At 68.2% G+C, this 13754-nt stretch carries 8 protein-coding genes; 7 read left to right on the top strand and 1 reads right to left on the bottom strand.

Going from position 1 to position 13754, the window contains the following annotated elements; translation table 11 throughout:
• The first annotated feature begins 2 nt into the window (after window positions 1–2).
• From J1C47_RS00865 to J1C47_RS00835, 7 genes are all read left to right on the top strand, one after another.
• Complete coding sequence (locus J1C47_RS00865) at window positions 3–848, top strand: biotin--[acetyl-CoA-carboxylase] ligase (protein ID WP_207348823.1); 846 nt, start codon at window positions 3–5, stop codon at window positions 846–848.
• Window positions 848–2521, top strand: coding sequence for a ribonuclease J (locus J1C47_RS00860; RefSeq protein ID WP_207348822.1), 1674 nt, complete (start codon window positions 848–850; stop codon window positions 2519–2521). The genes J1C47_RS00865 and J1C47_RS00860 overlap by 1 nt, the downstream gene beginning before the upstream one ends.
• A gap of 92 nt (window positions 2522–2613) precedes the next feature.
• Complete coding sequence (gene mce, locus J1C47_RS00855) at window positions 2614–3018, top strand: methylmalonyl-CoA epimerase (protein WP_207348821.1); 405 nt, start codon at window positions 2614–2616, stop codon at window positions 3016–3018.
• Window positions 3019–3285: 267 nt separating this feature from the next.
• Window positions 3286–3552: a DUF1467 family protein gene (locus tag J1C47_RS00850; protein ID WP_207348820.1), complete on the top strand. Its 267-nt coding sequence runs from the start codon at window positions 3286–3288 to the stop codon at window positions 3550–3552.
• 1013 nt (window positions 3553–4565) lie between these two features.
• Window positions 4566–8465, top strand: coding sequence for a hypothetical protein (locus tag J1C47_RS00845; RefSeq protein ID WP_207348819.1), 3900 nt, complete (start codon window positions 4566–4568; stop codon window positions 8463–8465).
• Between the two features lie 11 nt (window positions 8466–8476).
• Window positions 8477–10252 carry an LBP/BPI/CETP family protein gene (locus tag J1C47_RS00840; RefSeq protein ID WP_207348818.1) on the top strand — a complete coding sequence of 592 codons (1776 nt, stop codon included), beginning with the start codon at window positions 8477–8479 and terminating at the stop codon, window positions 10250–10252.
• Between the two features lie 11 nt (window positions 10253–10263).
• On the top strand, window positions 10264–12570 hold the full coding sequence (locus J1C47_RS00835) for a pentapeptide repeat-containing protein (RefSeq protein WP_207348817.1): 2307 nt from the start codon (window positions 10264–10266) through the stop codon (window positions 12568–12570).
• Here J1C47_RS00835 and J1C47_RS00830 read toward each other — a convergent pair.
• On the bottom strand, window positions 12549–13706 hold the full coding sequence (locus J1C47_RS00830; protein WP_207348816.1) for a CaiB/BaiF CoA transferase family protein: 1158 nt from the start codon (window positions 13704–13706) through the stop codon (window positions 12549–12551). The genes J1C47_RS00835 and J1C47_RS00830 overlap by 22 nt on opposite strands.
• Window positions 13707–13754 lie beyond the last annotated feature (48 nt).

The raw sequence follows: 13754 nt of genomic DNA, 5'->3' as shown, positions 1-13754 counted from the left end.
CGGTGACACCGGCTTTCGCCCTTTCTCCCACGGCAGTCGCGGAGGGCTTCAGGCTCGAATCCTTCGCCGAGATCGGCTCGACCAACGCGCTGGCGCTGGAGCGGGCGAAGGCCGGCGACCCCGGCAGGCTGTGGCTGGTGACCGGCCATCAGACCGGCGGTCGCGGCCGGCGGGGACGCCCCTGGGAGGGGCGGCCCGGCAATCTCGCCGCAACCCTGCTGCTGCGTCCCCGCGTCGACCTCGGGCGGGCCGCCTCGCTCGGCTTCGTCGCGGCGCTCGCCCTGCGCGAGGCGCTTCGGGCCGTCGTGCCGGAGCCGGCGATCGCCATCGCGCCGGACGGCGGCGACGTCGCGGGCGGCGGACGCTTCGCGCTGAAATGGCCGAACGACGTTCTCGCCGGCGGCGCCAAGCTCTCCGGGATCCTTCTCGAGACCGCCGGCGCAGGCACCGGGGACGTGGCCGTGGCGATCGGCATCGGCGTCAACGTCGTCGACCATCCGAGAGACGTGCCCTATCCGGCGACCGACCTCTCGGCGCTCGGAGCGGCGGTATCCGCCGCGGAACTCTTCTTCGCCCTCAGCGACGCCTTCGTCGACACCATGCGGCTCTGGCAGGGCGGGCGCGACCTCTCGGCGGTGCGGGACGCCTGGCTGGCCTCGGCGGCGGGGCTCGGCTCGGACGTCGCCGTCGACACCGGCGGCCGGATCGTCCGGGGGCGGTTTGAAACGATCGATGCGGACTGTCGTCTGGTGGTCCGCGAAGCAGATGGCACCTTGACCAGGATCGCGGCGGGGGACGTGCATTTCGGCGCCGTCGCGTCGGCTCGAGGTTTGAAGGCAGAGGCTTGATGAACAACGACAACAACGGCGAACTCGTCTTCTGCCCGCTGGGCGGGGTGGGCGAGATCGGCATGAATTTCGCGCTCTACGGCTTCGGGCCGGAAGAGAGCCGCGAGTGGATCGTCGTCGACTGCGGTGTCTCCTTCGCCGGCCCGGAGATGCCGGGCGTCGATCTGGTGCTGCCGGACATCCGCTTCATCGAGGAGAAGCGCCGGTCGCTGAAGGGGATCGTCATCACCCACGCCCATGAAGACCATTACGGGGCGCTGCTCGATCTCTGGCCGCGGCTGAAGGTGCCGGTCTACGCCACCGCCTTCACCGCCGGCCTGCTGGCCGCCAAGCGAGAGGGCGAGCCGAACGCGCCGGAAATTCCGGTGACGCCCTTCAAGGCCGGCGACCGCTTCCGCCTCGGCGCCTTCGAGATCGAGGCGATCAACGTCACCCATTCGATCCCCGAGCCGGTGGCGCTGGCGATCCGCACGCCGGTCGGCACGGTGCTGCACACCGGCGACTGGAAGATCGACGCGACGCCGGTCCTCGGCGCGCCCACCGACGAGGCGCGGCTGCGGGCGATCGGCGAGGAGGGCGTCCTCGCCATGGTCGCCGATTCCACCAACGCGATGCGCGAGGGCGTCAGCCCGTCGGAGCGCGAGGTCTCGGCTTCGCTGGCGAAGATCATCGCCGAGGCGCCGGGACGGGTCGCCGTCACGACCTTTTCCTCCAATGTCGGCCGTATCCGCGCCGTCGCCGAGGCGGCGCGCGACGCCGACCGCCAGGTGCTTTTGATGGGGCGCTCGATGCGCCGCGTCGTCGACGTCGCCGACGAGCTCGGCTATCTGGAAAGCCTGCCGCCGTTCCTCTCCGAACAGGATTTCGGCTACATCCCGCGGGAAAAGGCGGTGATCATCCTCACCGGCAGCCAGGGCGAGCCGCGGGCGGCGCTGGCGCGGCTGTCGCGCGACGAACATCCGGCCGTCTCGCTCTCCAAGGGCGACATGGTGATCTTCTCCTCGCGCTCGATCCCCGGCAACGAGAAGCTCATCATCGAGATCAAGAACGCGCTGATCGACCGCGGCATCACGGTGCTCGAGGACGGCGAGGCGCTGGTCCACGTCTCCGGCCACCCGCGCCGCAACGAGATGCGGCAAATGTACGAATGGGTGAAGCCGCAGGTGGCGGTACCGGCGCATGGCGAGGCGGCGCATCTCGTCGCCCATGCGAAGCTCGCCCGCGAGGCGGGCGTTCCGCGCGTCGTCGCCGCCCGCAACGGCGCGCTGGTGCGGCTCCATCCGGGCCCGGCCGAGGTGGTCGACGAAGTGCCGGTTGGCCGCCTCTACAAGGACGGGCGGCTGATCGGCACGGCCGAGGAGACCGGCATCCTCGAGCGCCGCCGCCTGTCTTTCGTCGGCCATGTCGCGGTCCATGTCGAACTGACGGCGAAGCTGGCGCTGCGCGACAATCCGGAGATCGTCAGCCTCGGCCTGCCGCAGGAGGACGAGGAGGGCGAGGACATGGAAGACATCCTCGTCGATGCCGCCGCGGATGCGGTGGAGAGCATTCCGCCGAAGCGGCGCGGCGACGTCGAGACCGTGCGCGAGGCGGTGCGCCGCGCCGTACGCTTTGCTGCGTCCGACGCCTGGGGAAAGAAGCCGATCGTCACGGTCTTCGTCTCGAAGGCCTGAGCCGGGCGGGCCCGCAGGCGGGGTGACGGGAGAAGGGCCAGTCGAGCCGCCAAGTCGCGGCGAGCGGCGGGCGGCGAGCGGAGGTTTCGATCATGCTGAAGCGTCTCAACCACGTCGCGCTGGCGGTGCCGGACATCGCGGCGGCCGCCGCGACCTACCGCGACACCCTCGGCGCCCGGGTCTCGGAGCCGCAGGCTTTGCCGGAGCACGGCGTCACCGTCGTCTTCGTCGAACTCGACAACACCAAGATCGAACTGCTCGAGCCCTTGGGAGAACAGTCGCCGATCGCGGCGTTCCTTGCCAAGAATCCCAAGGGCGGCATGCATCACCTCTGCTACGATGTCGACGACATCCTTGCGGCGCGCGATCATCTGGTCGCGGCCGGGGCGCGGGTGCTCGGCGACGGCGCGCCGCGGCGCGGCGCCCACGGCAAGCCGGTGCTGTTCCTTCACCCCGGCGACGTCCACGGCACGCTGACCGAGCTGGAGGAAGTCTAGGACCGCAAGGGGTCCGGTCCGCTGCTGCGGTGGCTCCGCGTCACGTTGCGGGGCCGAAGGTCGACACCGGACGGGGGCCTGCTCCTCCGCCGCATCGTCCCTGTCTGCGGCGGGAATCCGGCTGAGCCGAGGCCGCGGCAGGCCGGACGGCGCCCGGTCTTTCCCGGCGCGGCTCTTCAAATGCGCGGCGGACGGGCTTACGGGTGAGGGCCGGACAATGACGGCTGCGCCGTGACGCGTCGCCGGATCGCAAGGGGAGAGATCGCGATGGGATGGGTTTCCGGCATAGCGGTTTATTTCATCATCTGGTGGACGACGCTGTTCGTCGTTCTACCGCTGGGCCTTCAGTCCCAGCAGGAGGCCGGCGAGCGGGCCCTGGGCACGGCAGAGAGCGCGCCGGTCAACGCCCGCATGGGCTTCAAGGTCCTGCTGACCACCGTCCTCGCGACGGTCGTCTTCGCGATCTTCTATCTGGTGACCCAGGTCTGGGGCATCGGGCCGGACGACCTGCCGCATTTCATCCCGGGAACCTGACCGCGAAGGGCGAGGGGAGAGGCTCGGCGCATTCGCCCATCCAGTGCTCATGCTGAAATCTGCACAAAAAAAATGCAAGGCTCGCGCCTTGCATTGGAATTCGCGTGCCTGGATTTCACGCCGGAACTACCGGGGCTGCGGCCCTTAAGCCGCGCCGGAAACCACGTCCTCCCAAGACTAGACCGCTTGATTTCGCGCCGCTGGTGGCGCGATTTTTATGCAGGCGGGACGTTACCCGCCTGCCATGCAGTTGTCACGTGAAATTTTCTGCCGCGATGTCAGTTGAACGAAACCGCGCTTGACGCGGGCTTTCGAACGCCCATGCCGTGCCACCTCGGCGGGCTCTTGCTGCCTGGCAAACGGGCGGGGTGGTGGAAAAGACCGGGACCGCGGAGCCTGCCACGCGACTTTCCGAAACGGAAACTCTCGTCACTCCAAATACTTACCAGCAATTTTTAGTAGAAAAAAGATAAAAGTAATATTTTTGATTGCAAGACGGGCGTCGATCGGTCAATCTCCCGGCCGTGGGCGCAGGGCAGGTGGAGCGATTGGGGTCGTTCATGCGAGCGTTTCTCAGCCATCCATTGCCGCATGTCTCGCTGCCGCATGTCTCGCGGCCGGAGCCAGCCGGCGCCGCGTCCGACACCCGCCGTGGCGCCATCGCGCGGCTCCGCCGCGGAGCTTTTGACGACATCGCCGGCGCGGCTGCATTGACCGCGGCGCTTTCGATGCCTGCCGCAGCGTTCGGCGGCGTCCGACCACGCGCCGCCGGCACGGGCCGACGTCGCCGTGAAGCCGCCGTCCCGACGATGCGGCGGCCGCTCTCGGAGCGAGGCCCCGACGTGGGAAGCGGTTCCCGGAAGAGGTCATGCGCCCCCCGGCAGAGACAGCCGGAGGATGGGCGACGCTCGTCCCGATCGGCTTCAGCGGGCTGACCGGCAGAAACCTCGTCCGGCGGGTTTCGCGCCGCCGGCGATCGTTCGTTGCAACCCAGTGGAAACGCGGGGGACACCGTGAAGACCTTTCATCTCGACCTGTCCGATCTCAGCAGCGACGCCGATCTGCACCTCACCGTGGGGGCGCATCGGATCCCCGTGCAGGAGCACAACGACAGGACCCTCGCGGCGGCAGGCGGCGACAACCGCGTCGTCGGTTCCTCGGCTCTGGCACGCGCCAACCTCACGCATTTCGCCACGGCCGATCCCGACCAGATCGGCGACGGTCACGTGCAGCTGATCCAGCTGACGCGCGCGCCGGAGCCCGGCGTGCCGATCGGCCGCATCCTGCGGCTGACGCACCACATTTCCGACGGCGCGCTGCGGAGTTTCTTCAGGAGCCAGATCCGCTACTACGCGCAACCGGTACAGACCCACAAGTCCTTCTATTTCCGCGAAAGATTCGTCCGGCCGAAGGTCTATTCGTCGATGCTGGCCGGCCTCGGCTTCGACGATCTGCCCGACGATCCCGAGGAAGCGCTCGACCTCCTGGTCGCTTCCAACGCAGTGGTCAACGCCACCTCGACCGCCGGCAGCCTGGTGGCGCTCAATCCGGATCTGGCGAGCATCCAGCCCTACACGCAGTCCGTCGTGCTCTACGACCACATTCTCGGCGACCCGCGCACCGATCCCGCCCAGTTCAACAACATGCAGCTGCTGACGCAGGCGATCCGGGAGGGCGGCGACTACTGGTCCCCGGTCATTCCCTGCACCGACAAGGACGGCAATCCGATCAAGGCGGACTACGACTTCCGGCCGGAGGAGGGCGGCTGGGCGGCGGGCCAGCAGATGTATACGGCGACGGTGCTCGATCCGGTCGGCGACGCGATGGTGGCGCCGATCAGCCGGGCCAATCTGACCGCCAGCAACGACACCCGCCTCAAAGGCAAGACCTGGTCGCCGGCCGCCGGCCAGACCGCCGTCGCGCGGCAGTCGGCGACGACGCCCGGCCCGGTGCCTGCCGCGCGTGCGGCCGCCGCTGCCGGCGTCGCCTTCAAATGGACGGTCAACGAACAGACGCATCATTACGGCGTCAGCGTCGATGCCGACTCGATCAAGGTCGACGACAAGGAAAACTTCACGATCGACGCCAGCAACAACTTTTCCCGGACGCTCTTCGCCGGCTACCAGCTGCTCGACGACAAGGGTGGCAAGATCGGCGGCATCGAGCGGCTCTATTCGATCTCTGCGGTCAACGCGATCCTCGGAATTCCGGTGCCGACCGACCCGACGTCGCTCGCCTTCAACCTGAAGAGCGCGCCCCAGGCCGACATCCTGTTCGGCTCGCTCGGCGTGACCGACTGGGAAGGCGAGGTCTCGGACTACGGCGCGCTTCTGACCGGCCTCTGGCAGTATGGCGTCCCCGGCATCTTCATCATCGCCGGCAAAGCCCTGACCTCGACCGCGACGTTCAACAGGATCGTCAACGACCGCGACCTGATGGCGGCGGCGATCGGCGTCGCCTTTCCGATCGTCGGCGGCGGCGCGGCGACGGCCGCGGCACTGACCAACACCAAGAAGGTGCTGTTCAGCCTCGCCAACACGGCGCTGGGCTTCCTGGTGAAGAAGGGGCTGGAAAAGCTCGCCGAATACATCGCGACCCAGGTCGCGGCCGGGGCGATCTCCAACGCCTTCGGCCCCGTCGGGCTGATCTTCAAGGCGGCGTCGGTCGCCGTGGGATTCACCCAGATCGCGGTGACCACCGTCGAGGTGCTCGCCTCGCCCGCAACCGTCCGCGTCCGCGTCGCGCGGGCGATCGACGTGGCGCTGACCATGCATCCAGATCCCAAGCACGGCGAGGCGGGCAATCCCGCAACGGCCGTCTGGCCGGCGATCGGCACCCGCTACGAGGCGATCCTGCAGTATCGCGACGGCACCAACTTCATCCTCAAGGGGCCGCTCCCCGCCACCACCTCGAGCGATCCGATCGGTCTGACCTTCGAGACGGTGCCTGCCGGCGGCCAGTTCAAGATCCTGTTCGGCGTCTACAGCGCCAATGGCTGGCTCGCCGGTTCCTGGGAGAGCGACTGGATCACCGCGACGCCGAATTCCGGGACGACGCTCGACCTCGGCAATGCGAACATCGCCGAGAACATCGTGCCGCTCGCCGGCGACACCCAGTATCTCTACAAGGAGCGCATCGCCTATCTGAACGACGTCTATCGGTGGGAGGTCGGCACGGCGCCGACCGAGACGCTGCGGGCGCTGGACTGCGGCGATCAGGGCACGCTGTGCGAGCCCGTCGCGATCACTATCAACAATTCCGCCTTCCAGGTCGGCTATGTCTGGCGCGCCTCGGGCCAGAACCTTTCGCCGGACGATCCCAAGGCGCCGCCGAGCGGCAGGCAGCTCTACAACGTCCAGAACCTCTCGGTGCTCGCCGACCCGAACAGCCGGCTGATCACCTCCGAGGTCGGCTTCACCCTGAAGCCGCAGATCGCCTATGCCGCGACGGTCGGCGACGGCAAGCAGATCAACCAGCAGAACTTCGTCCTCGATCCGCGCGGCGGCGGCAACAACCTTCGCCGGGTCGAACTCTCGGCCGGGCGCGAGCATTTCGGCTTCGCCGATCCGGACGAACCGTCCTGGAGCCGCTTCCCGCTCGACAATCTCGACGCGCTCGCCGTGCATCCCTCCAATCTGGTGATCGGCGCCTCGTTCAAGGACCAGAAGATGCTTCTGGCGCCGCTGCCGTTCAAACCGAGCCCGGACGACAAGGCGGAGGTCGCCTTCATGGTCTCGGGCGACGGCATCCGCCAGGGCCTGATGCGCGGGCCGGTGGCCATGGCCGCGGCACCGGACGGGCGGATCCTCGTCCTGGAATCGCTGAACAACCGCGTCCAGGCATTCGACACCAAGGGCAACCCGGTGCCGAGCTTCACCTTCATCCCGAGCCTCTTTTCGCTGGTCACAGCCGACGTCGCGCAAGATCTCGACCGCGGCGTGCTGCCGGCCGGCTTCGTGGCCGGGCTGGTCGCCCAGGCGCAGGGCTTCACCAACACCGTCCCCGGCGAACTCGCGGGCGAGCTCGACGAGGGCCGCTACCGGCCGTGCGACGACCCGCTGATCGAGGCGCTGACCAATGTCGGCGTCGATCTCGCCTACGATCCGGAAAATCTGACCGATCCGAAGGCAAGCGCACAGATCGCGGTGATCGAGGCCGGCCAAAGCTGGTCGATCACCGATCCACGCGGCTTCGAATGGCGGCTGAGCAGGGCGGACGACGAGGAGATCTCGATCTTCGCGGTGCCGCACGCGCCACAGGTCCAGACGATCGAGCAGGGCACGACCTGGCTCGTCACCGACCAGAAGCTCGGCCAGTCCTGGCGGATCGAGCCATCGAGCGCCGACGAGAGCCTGTCGCTGGTCAAGGTGGCGCTCTCCTATTTCCCGCTGAAGGGGCGCCGGGCCGGCTCGACCTATCTCGACATGGGCGTGGAGGCGCAGGGCCACGTCTACGTGCTGAGCTATCTCTCCGACGGCACCAAGGCCACCGACTACTATCTCGACATCTACACGCCGCAGGGCGTCTTCCTGTCGCAGACGCCGGATCCCTCCGTCTCCTCGCAGTCGATCAACCCGGTGCTCGCCAAGCTCTGCGTCAGCGTCTTCCGCGACGTCTACGCGCTCGGCTTCGGCAAGACGGCCGGCATCGGCGGCAGGCCGGAACCGACGATCTCGCACTGGGTGCCGACCCCGCCGCTGTTCAGCCTCGACGTGTCGCTGCAGAAACCGCTGAACGACCAGAACATCACCGTCGTGGCGCAGGCCTTTGCGGGAAAGGGGGTGATCCTGTCGTCCAAGGCGGCGATCGAGGTCGTCGATCGCGAAGGCGCCTGGACGATCAAGGACGTCACGGTCGTCTACCATGTCTACCGCACCGGCGACAGCATCCAAGTCTACGACGTTCCGGCCTGAGGAGAGCCCCCATGGTGCAAGCACTGACGATGGCCATCGGCAAGAAGGGGGTGAGCTTCTTCGCCGAACAGCTGGTCAGCGGCATCGCCGTCCAGCAGCTGAAGTCCCTGACGCCGCCGAACAACACCATCGACGTCGGCAGTTTCATGGTGGTCGGCTTCGGCTATTCGAGCTCCTATTCGAACTTCAAGATCGCCCTGACCAACGGCCGGCTGAACAACTTCTCCCCGGCGTTTTCCAGCGCCACCCAGACCGGCGGCGGCGACCCGGCCGGCAGCGTCTTCGACCTCGTCCTCAACGCCAACAACTTTTCGGCGACCTTCGACTGGCGGGAGACCTATTACGTCTACAGCTGCTACAGTGGCGGCGACTTTCCGGTCTGCAACGGTTCGAACGGCGACAGCACCTACACCTACACGCCGGGCTTCGGATCGCTGACCGTCACCGTGCCGTGCAAGTTCCAGTACGACGCGTCGTCGAACAGCTACGAAATCGTCGCCCAGGCGGCGAGCGCGACCACCGGCAACGTTTCGGCGAACATTCCGTCGAAAAGTGCCGTCAACGGCCAGGAGAGCGACGGCTGCTTCAAGACCAAGGTCAGCGACAGCACCCAGTCGACCATCACCTCGATCGACTTCGCGACCCCGATCAACAACGTCTTCAGCGGCCTCCTGCGCACCATCCCCGGCAGCGGCGACCTCGGCGACAAGATCCGCTTCGATTTCGAGCTGGCGAGCAGCGGGCTCGCCTTTCCCGGCTCCGACGGCATCACCATCGGGGTCACCGGCGTCGCGGAATATGACGGCACGGCCTATGACGGCCCGAACCCGCCGACCCTGCCGATCCCGGCCGTGCCGACCGACGCCGACGATCACTATCTCAACGTCTACGTCTCCGACTGGTCGATCAACGGGCTCAACTGGGCCTACTTCAAGGCCGGCAAGCTGAACCTGACGCTCGACCCTTCCGACCTGCCCAATCCCTCGGCGCTGAAGGCCCAGACCTACGCGACCTACGAGCCGGCCTTCAAGCAGTACGGCAACGTCGCGCTGCAGGCGCGGATCACCCCGCAGGCGGCGCCGGTCTCGAGCTTCCAGACGGTCTACATCTTCACTTCCGAGGCGATGGCGCTGCTGCAGAAGCAGGTGCCGGCGAGCGTCTACACCCTGCTGCAGGGCTTTTCCGGCGACGCATACACCGCCGCGAACACGCTGGAGCAGGCCCTTGCGGCAACGGGGATCGACAGCCAGTATTTCGGCACCATCGAGACGGCCACGAAGCAGAACGGCATGGTCGCCAACCAGACCATGACCTTCGAGCTCCTGGTGGAGAACGGCGCCAACCCGCTGCCGAACCTCGTCTTCAATGTCGTGAGGAGCGACGTGATGACCGATCTGACGCTCGGCGTCACCAGCTCGAACGCCCAGTCGATGCAATTCTCCTTCGCCAACGTCTCGAACACCGCGACCTTCGTCTCGACGACGATCCCGGGCTTCAACAAGGACGCCTTCGGCAGCTTCGTCTGGCCGGTGGTGGGCGAGACCGCCTATGCCACCGCCCTCAACGAGCTCGGCCAGACCGGCGTCGCGATCCCGATCGCCCAGGGTTTCAGCTTCCTCCTCACCGACTCCGTCTTGAGCGTCCAGGATGGCTACGTGTCGATCTCGACCCAGCTCGAGTTCAAGCCCGAGCAGCTGCCGAGCGCGATCCGCCAGAACGTCTACGTCCTGCGGCAGCGGCCCGATCCGCTGACGGGGCTGCCGATGACGGTGGTGGAAGCGGCCTGAGGGGGGCGGCCATGGCCGGGCCGGGGAGCTTCGCGGGCAAGAGCGATTTCGCCTCCGTCGGCTTCAGCCCGACCTACCATCTCTCCTATCGGGCGTTCAAACTGTCGAACGACCGGGACATCCTGCTGCCGGCGATGAACGCAAGCGCCGCCGGTCCGCTCACCCGGGTGTCCTTCTACGAGATCGCCGGCAAGGCCGGCAGCTATCGCGGGCGGATGGCGAACGGCCGGTGGATCGCCTTCGACCGCAGCACCGGGCTCAACTGGCTGACGCTTGCGGCGGAGCTCGACGCGGCGATCGCCATCACGCCGGATCTCTCCGGGCAGGGCGGCTGGAAGGTCGACGTCGGCGACGGCCCGCAGGACGTCTATTATTCGGTCGAGCAGTTCGCGCCGATCCTCACCCTGAATCCGTCGGAATCGGCCGGCACCGTCTTCGCCGCGACGGTGGTCACGCCGTCGCTGGCGACGATGCGGGCGAACGGCGGGCGCAACGCCGACCTGTCGGGCGTGATCCTCGACGGTGCCGATCTCAGCGGCATCGACTTCACCGGCGCCGACTTCTCCCAGGCGAGCCTCGACGGCGCGACCTGCACGGCGACGGTCTTCAAGTCATGCCGTTTCGAAGCGGCCTCATGGGGCAGTGCCACGGCCGACGCGGCGGTGCTCGACGCCGCCGACTTCACCGGGGCCGATCTTTCCGGCGCCGCCTGGGGCCGTCCGGCTTCGGCAACCGGCATCGTCCTCACCAACTGCCGGGCCGGCGGGGCGCGGCTCGGCGACAAGAGCGCCGCGCTCGCGATGGCCGGGGCGAACCTCACCGGCGGCGACTTCACCGGCGCCGATCTGTCGAAGGCGGTGCTCACCGGGGCGACGCTCGGCCGCGGCAGCTTCGAGCGCTGCCGCTTCGACGGCGCCGACCTTTCTGGCGCCGACCTCACCGGCGGCTTCTTCCTCGGCGCGTCGATGCGCGGCAGCGCCTCGCTCGCAAGAGTCCGGGCGCAGGGGGCGAACTTCGTCCGGGCCGATCTCTCCGGCGCCGACCTGAGCAAGGCCCAGATGGGCTCCCGCACCTTTCTCTTCTATCTCGCCGAAAGCTTCGCCGCCGATCTCGATCGCTACAGCTTCCCGCAGCCGGGCCTGATCCAGGCGTTCTCGCAGAATGGCGTGACGCTCTCCCAGACCGCGCCGGTCGTCGTCGTGGCGGCGGGCGAGGCCTGGCAGATCGACGATCCCGATCACGGGCCTTTCACCCTCGGCCGGAACGACCAGGGGACGATCTCCGTCTATCGCGATACGACCCTGCCGCCGGCGACGCTCTCCGGCGCGACCCTGACCGGCGTCAACGCCGCCTCCGCGGACTTTGCCGGGGCGGACCTTTCCGGCGTGATCTGGAACGGGTCGGGTGCCTCGCTCGATCACGCGACGCTCGGCGGCGCGACCTTCGCCGGCTCGCTGCTCGTCGGCATCGACCTGACCCAGGCGGTGCTCTCCGGCACGGATTTTTCCGGCGCCGTGCTCTGTCAGGCGAAGTTCCTGCGGACGGCGATCGCCGCGGGACGCGACGGCGGCGTCACGCGTTTCGACGGCGCGCATCTCGAAGGAGCGGCCTTCGACGACGCCAGCAATCTCGGCGGCGGCTACTTCCGGGCGGCCGTCGCGCTCTATGAAGGCGTGCCGCTGTTTCGCCTGCCGGCCTCCGCCGCCAAGGATCTCACCCCCGCCGGGCTCGCCGCCCTCGCGCCGCTGTTTGTGGCGGCCGGCTTCCCGATCGGCGCGACGGCGACGATCGCCACCGTCGACTTCTGGACGCTCGACAACGCCGCCGATCCCGACCGGTCCTCGCCGCGCTCCTATCGCGTCGAACTGCTCGGCGCGAACTACCAGGTGTTCGACGGCGCCAATGCCGTCTTCCTGTTCACGCTGAACGCGGCCTTCGCCTCGCAGCTTCGCCGCGCGACCGCCTCGGCCCAGCTCGTCTCGGCCTTCGCCACCGCCGGCTTCTCGCTCGCGGCGGCGGCGCCGATAACCAGCGGCCGGAACTGGCAGATCCGGGCGGGGGAGGATGCGGGTTTCGCCGGCCCGGCGAATTACGGCCAGTTCACCGTGACCTGCGGCGACGGCGACCTTCCCGTCTGCGGCTCCGTGCTCTTGCGGTTGCGCGATTTCGACGCCTATCCGACCGGCATCGCCTTTGCCGGCACGTCGCGCTTCGACCGGTCGCTCTCGGCCGACACGGTCGGGCCGGCCGGCTATCCGTACCGCTTCGTCACCGAGGGCAGGATCGGCCTCCTCGACTATCTGACGCTCGCGTCCTGAGGAGACGCGGTTCCGGCCCCGCCGAACTCGCGCCGCAGTGCCGTGCCGTGTTCGTCGATTTCCGGCACCTTGCCGAGCGCCGGCCGCACCTCGCCGGCGACGGCCGCGCCGGGCGCGAGAAGCTGCAGCGGGCCCGTCGGGGTCGCAACCTCGACGAAGCGGTTCTGCGGATGCCGGACGAGGTCCTCCATGTCGGACAGGCGGCCGATGGCGATCCCCGCTTGGCTGAGCAGCGCGATGGCGTCTTCGCGGCCAAGGCCCGCCAACCTCGCGCCGACGAAGCCGTCGGTGCGCTCGCGGTTCTTCACCCGCCCGGCATTCGTCGCAAACGCCGGATCATCTGCCATGTCCGGCGCGCCGAGCACGGCGCAGAGCTTCGCCCACTCGCGATCGTTCTGCACCGCGACGAGCAGCGTCTTGCCGTCGGCGCAGTCGAAGGCGCCGTAGGGTGCGATGGTCGGATGCCTGAGGCCTTGGCGCGTCGGGGCCTTGCCGCCGTAGCGATGCTGGAGATACGGCACGTTCATCCAGTCGGCCATGGCATGGTAGAGCGAGACCTCGACATGGCGGCCCCGGCCGGTCGCCAGCCGGCCGATCACCGCTTCGAGGATCGCCTGATAGGCGGTCATGCCGGCGGCGATGTCGCAGACCGAGATGCCGACGCGGGCGGGCCCCTCTTCCGTGCCGTTGATCGCCGAAAGCCCGCTCTCGGCCTGGATCAGCAGGTCGTAGGCCTTCTGCGAGGCGCGCGGGCCGGCCGAACCGTAGCCGGAGATCGAGCAGGCGATCAGGCCGGGCTGCCGCTCGCAGAGCGCCTCGATGCCGAAGCCGAGCCGCTCCATCACGCCGGGCCCGAGATTCTGGATCAGGATGTCGGCCTTGTCGATCATCGCCGCGAGGATCCGCCGGTCCTCGGCCTTCTTCAGGTCGAGGGCAATCGCCTCCTTGCCGCGGTTCAGCCAGACGAAATAGGCGCTGTTGCCGGCGGCGAGGCTGTCGTAGCCGCGGGCGAAATCGCCCTCCGGCCGCTCGACCTTGATCACCCGCGCGCCTGCGTCGGCAAGCTTTGCCGAAGCGTAGGGGGCGGCGACCGCGTGTTCGACCGAGACGACGGTCAGCGCAGCGAGATCCTGCATCACACTCCTCCCGAGAGATGCCGCGAGGATGCCGCCACACGCGCCCCT

The sequence above is a fragment of the Jiella sonneratiae genome (assembly GCF_017353515.1).
GTDB lineage: Bacteria > Pseudomonadota > Alphaproteobacteria > Rhizobiales > Rhizobiaceae > Jiella > Jiella sonneratiae.
This window is presented reverse-complemented; position numbering and strand designations above follow the sequence as displayed.

Coding starts and splice junctions, on each gene's coding strand:
- J1C47_RS00840 (WP_207348818.1), top strand. CDS start 8,477: ATGGTGCAAGCACTGACGATGGCCATCGGCAAGAAGGGGGTGAGCTTC.
- J1C47_RS00830 (WP_207348816.1), bottom strand. CDS start 13,706: ATGCAGGATCTCGCTGCGCTGACCGTCGTCTCGGTCGAACACGCGGTC.
- J1C47_RS00835 (WP_207348817.1), top strand. CDS start 10,264: ATGGCCGGGCCGGGGAGCTTCGCGGGCAAGAGCGATTTCGCCTCCGTC.
- J1C47_RS00850 (WP_207348820.1), top strand. CDS start 3,286: ATGGGATGGGTTTCCGGCATAGCGGTTTATTTCATCATCTGGTGGACG.
- J1C47_RS00860 (WP_207348822.1), top strand. CDS start 848: ATGAACAACGACAACAACGGCGAACTCGTCTTCTGCCCGCTGGGCGGG.
- mce (WP_207348821.1), top strand. CDS start 2,614: ATGCTGAAGCGTCTCAACCACGTCGCGCTGGCGGTGCCGGACATCGCG.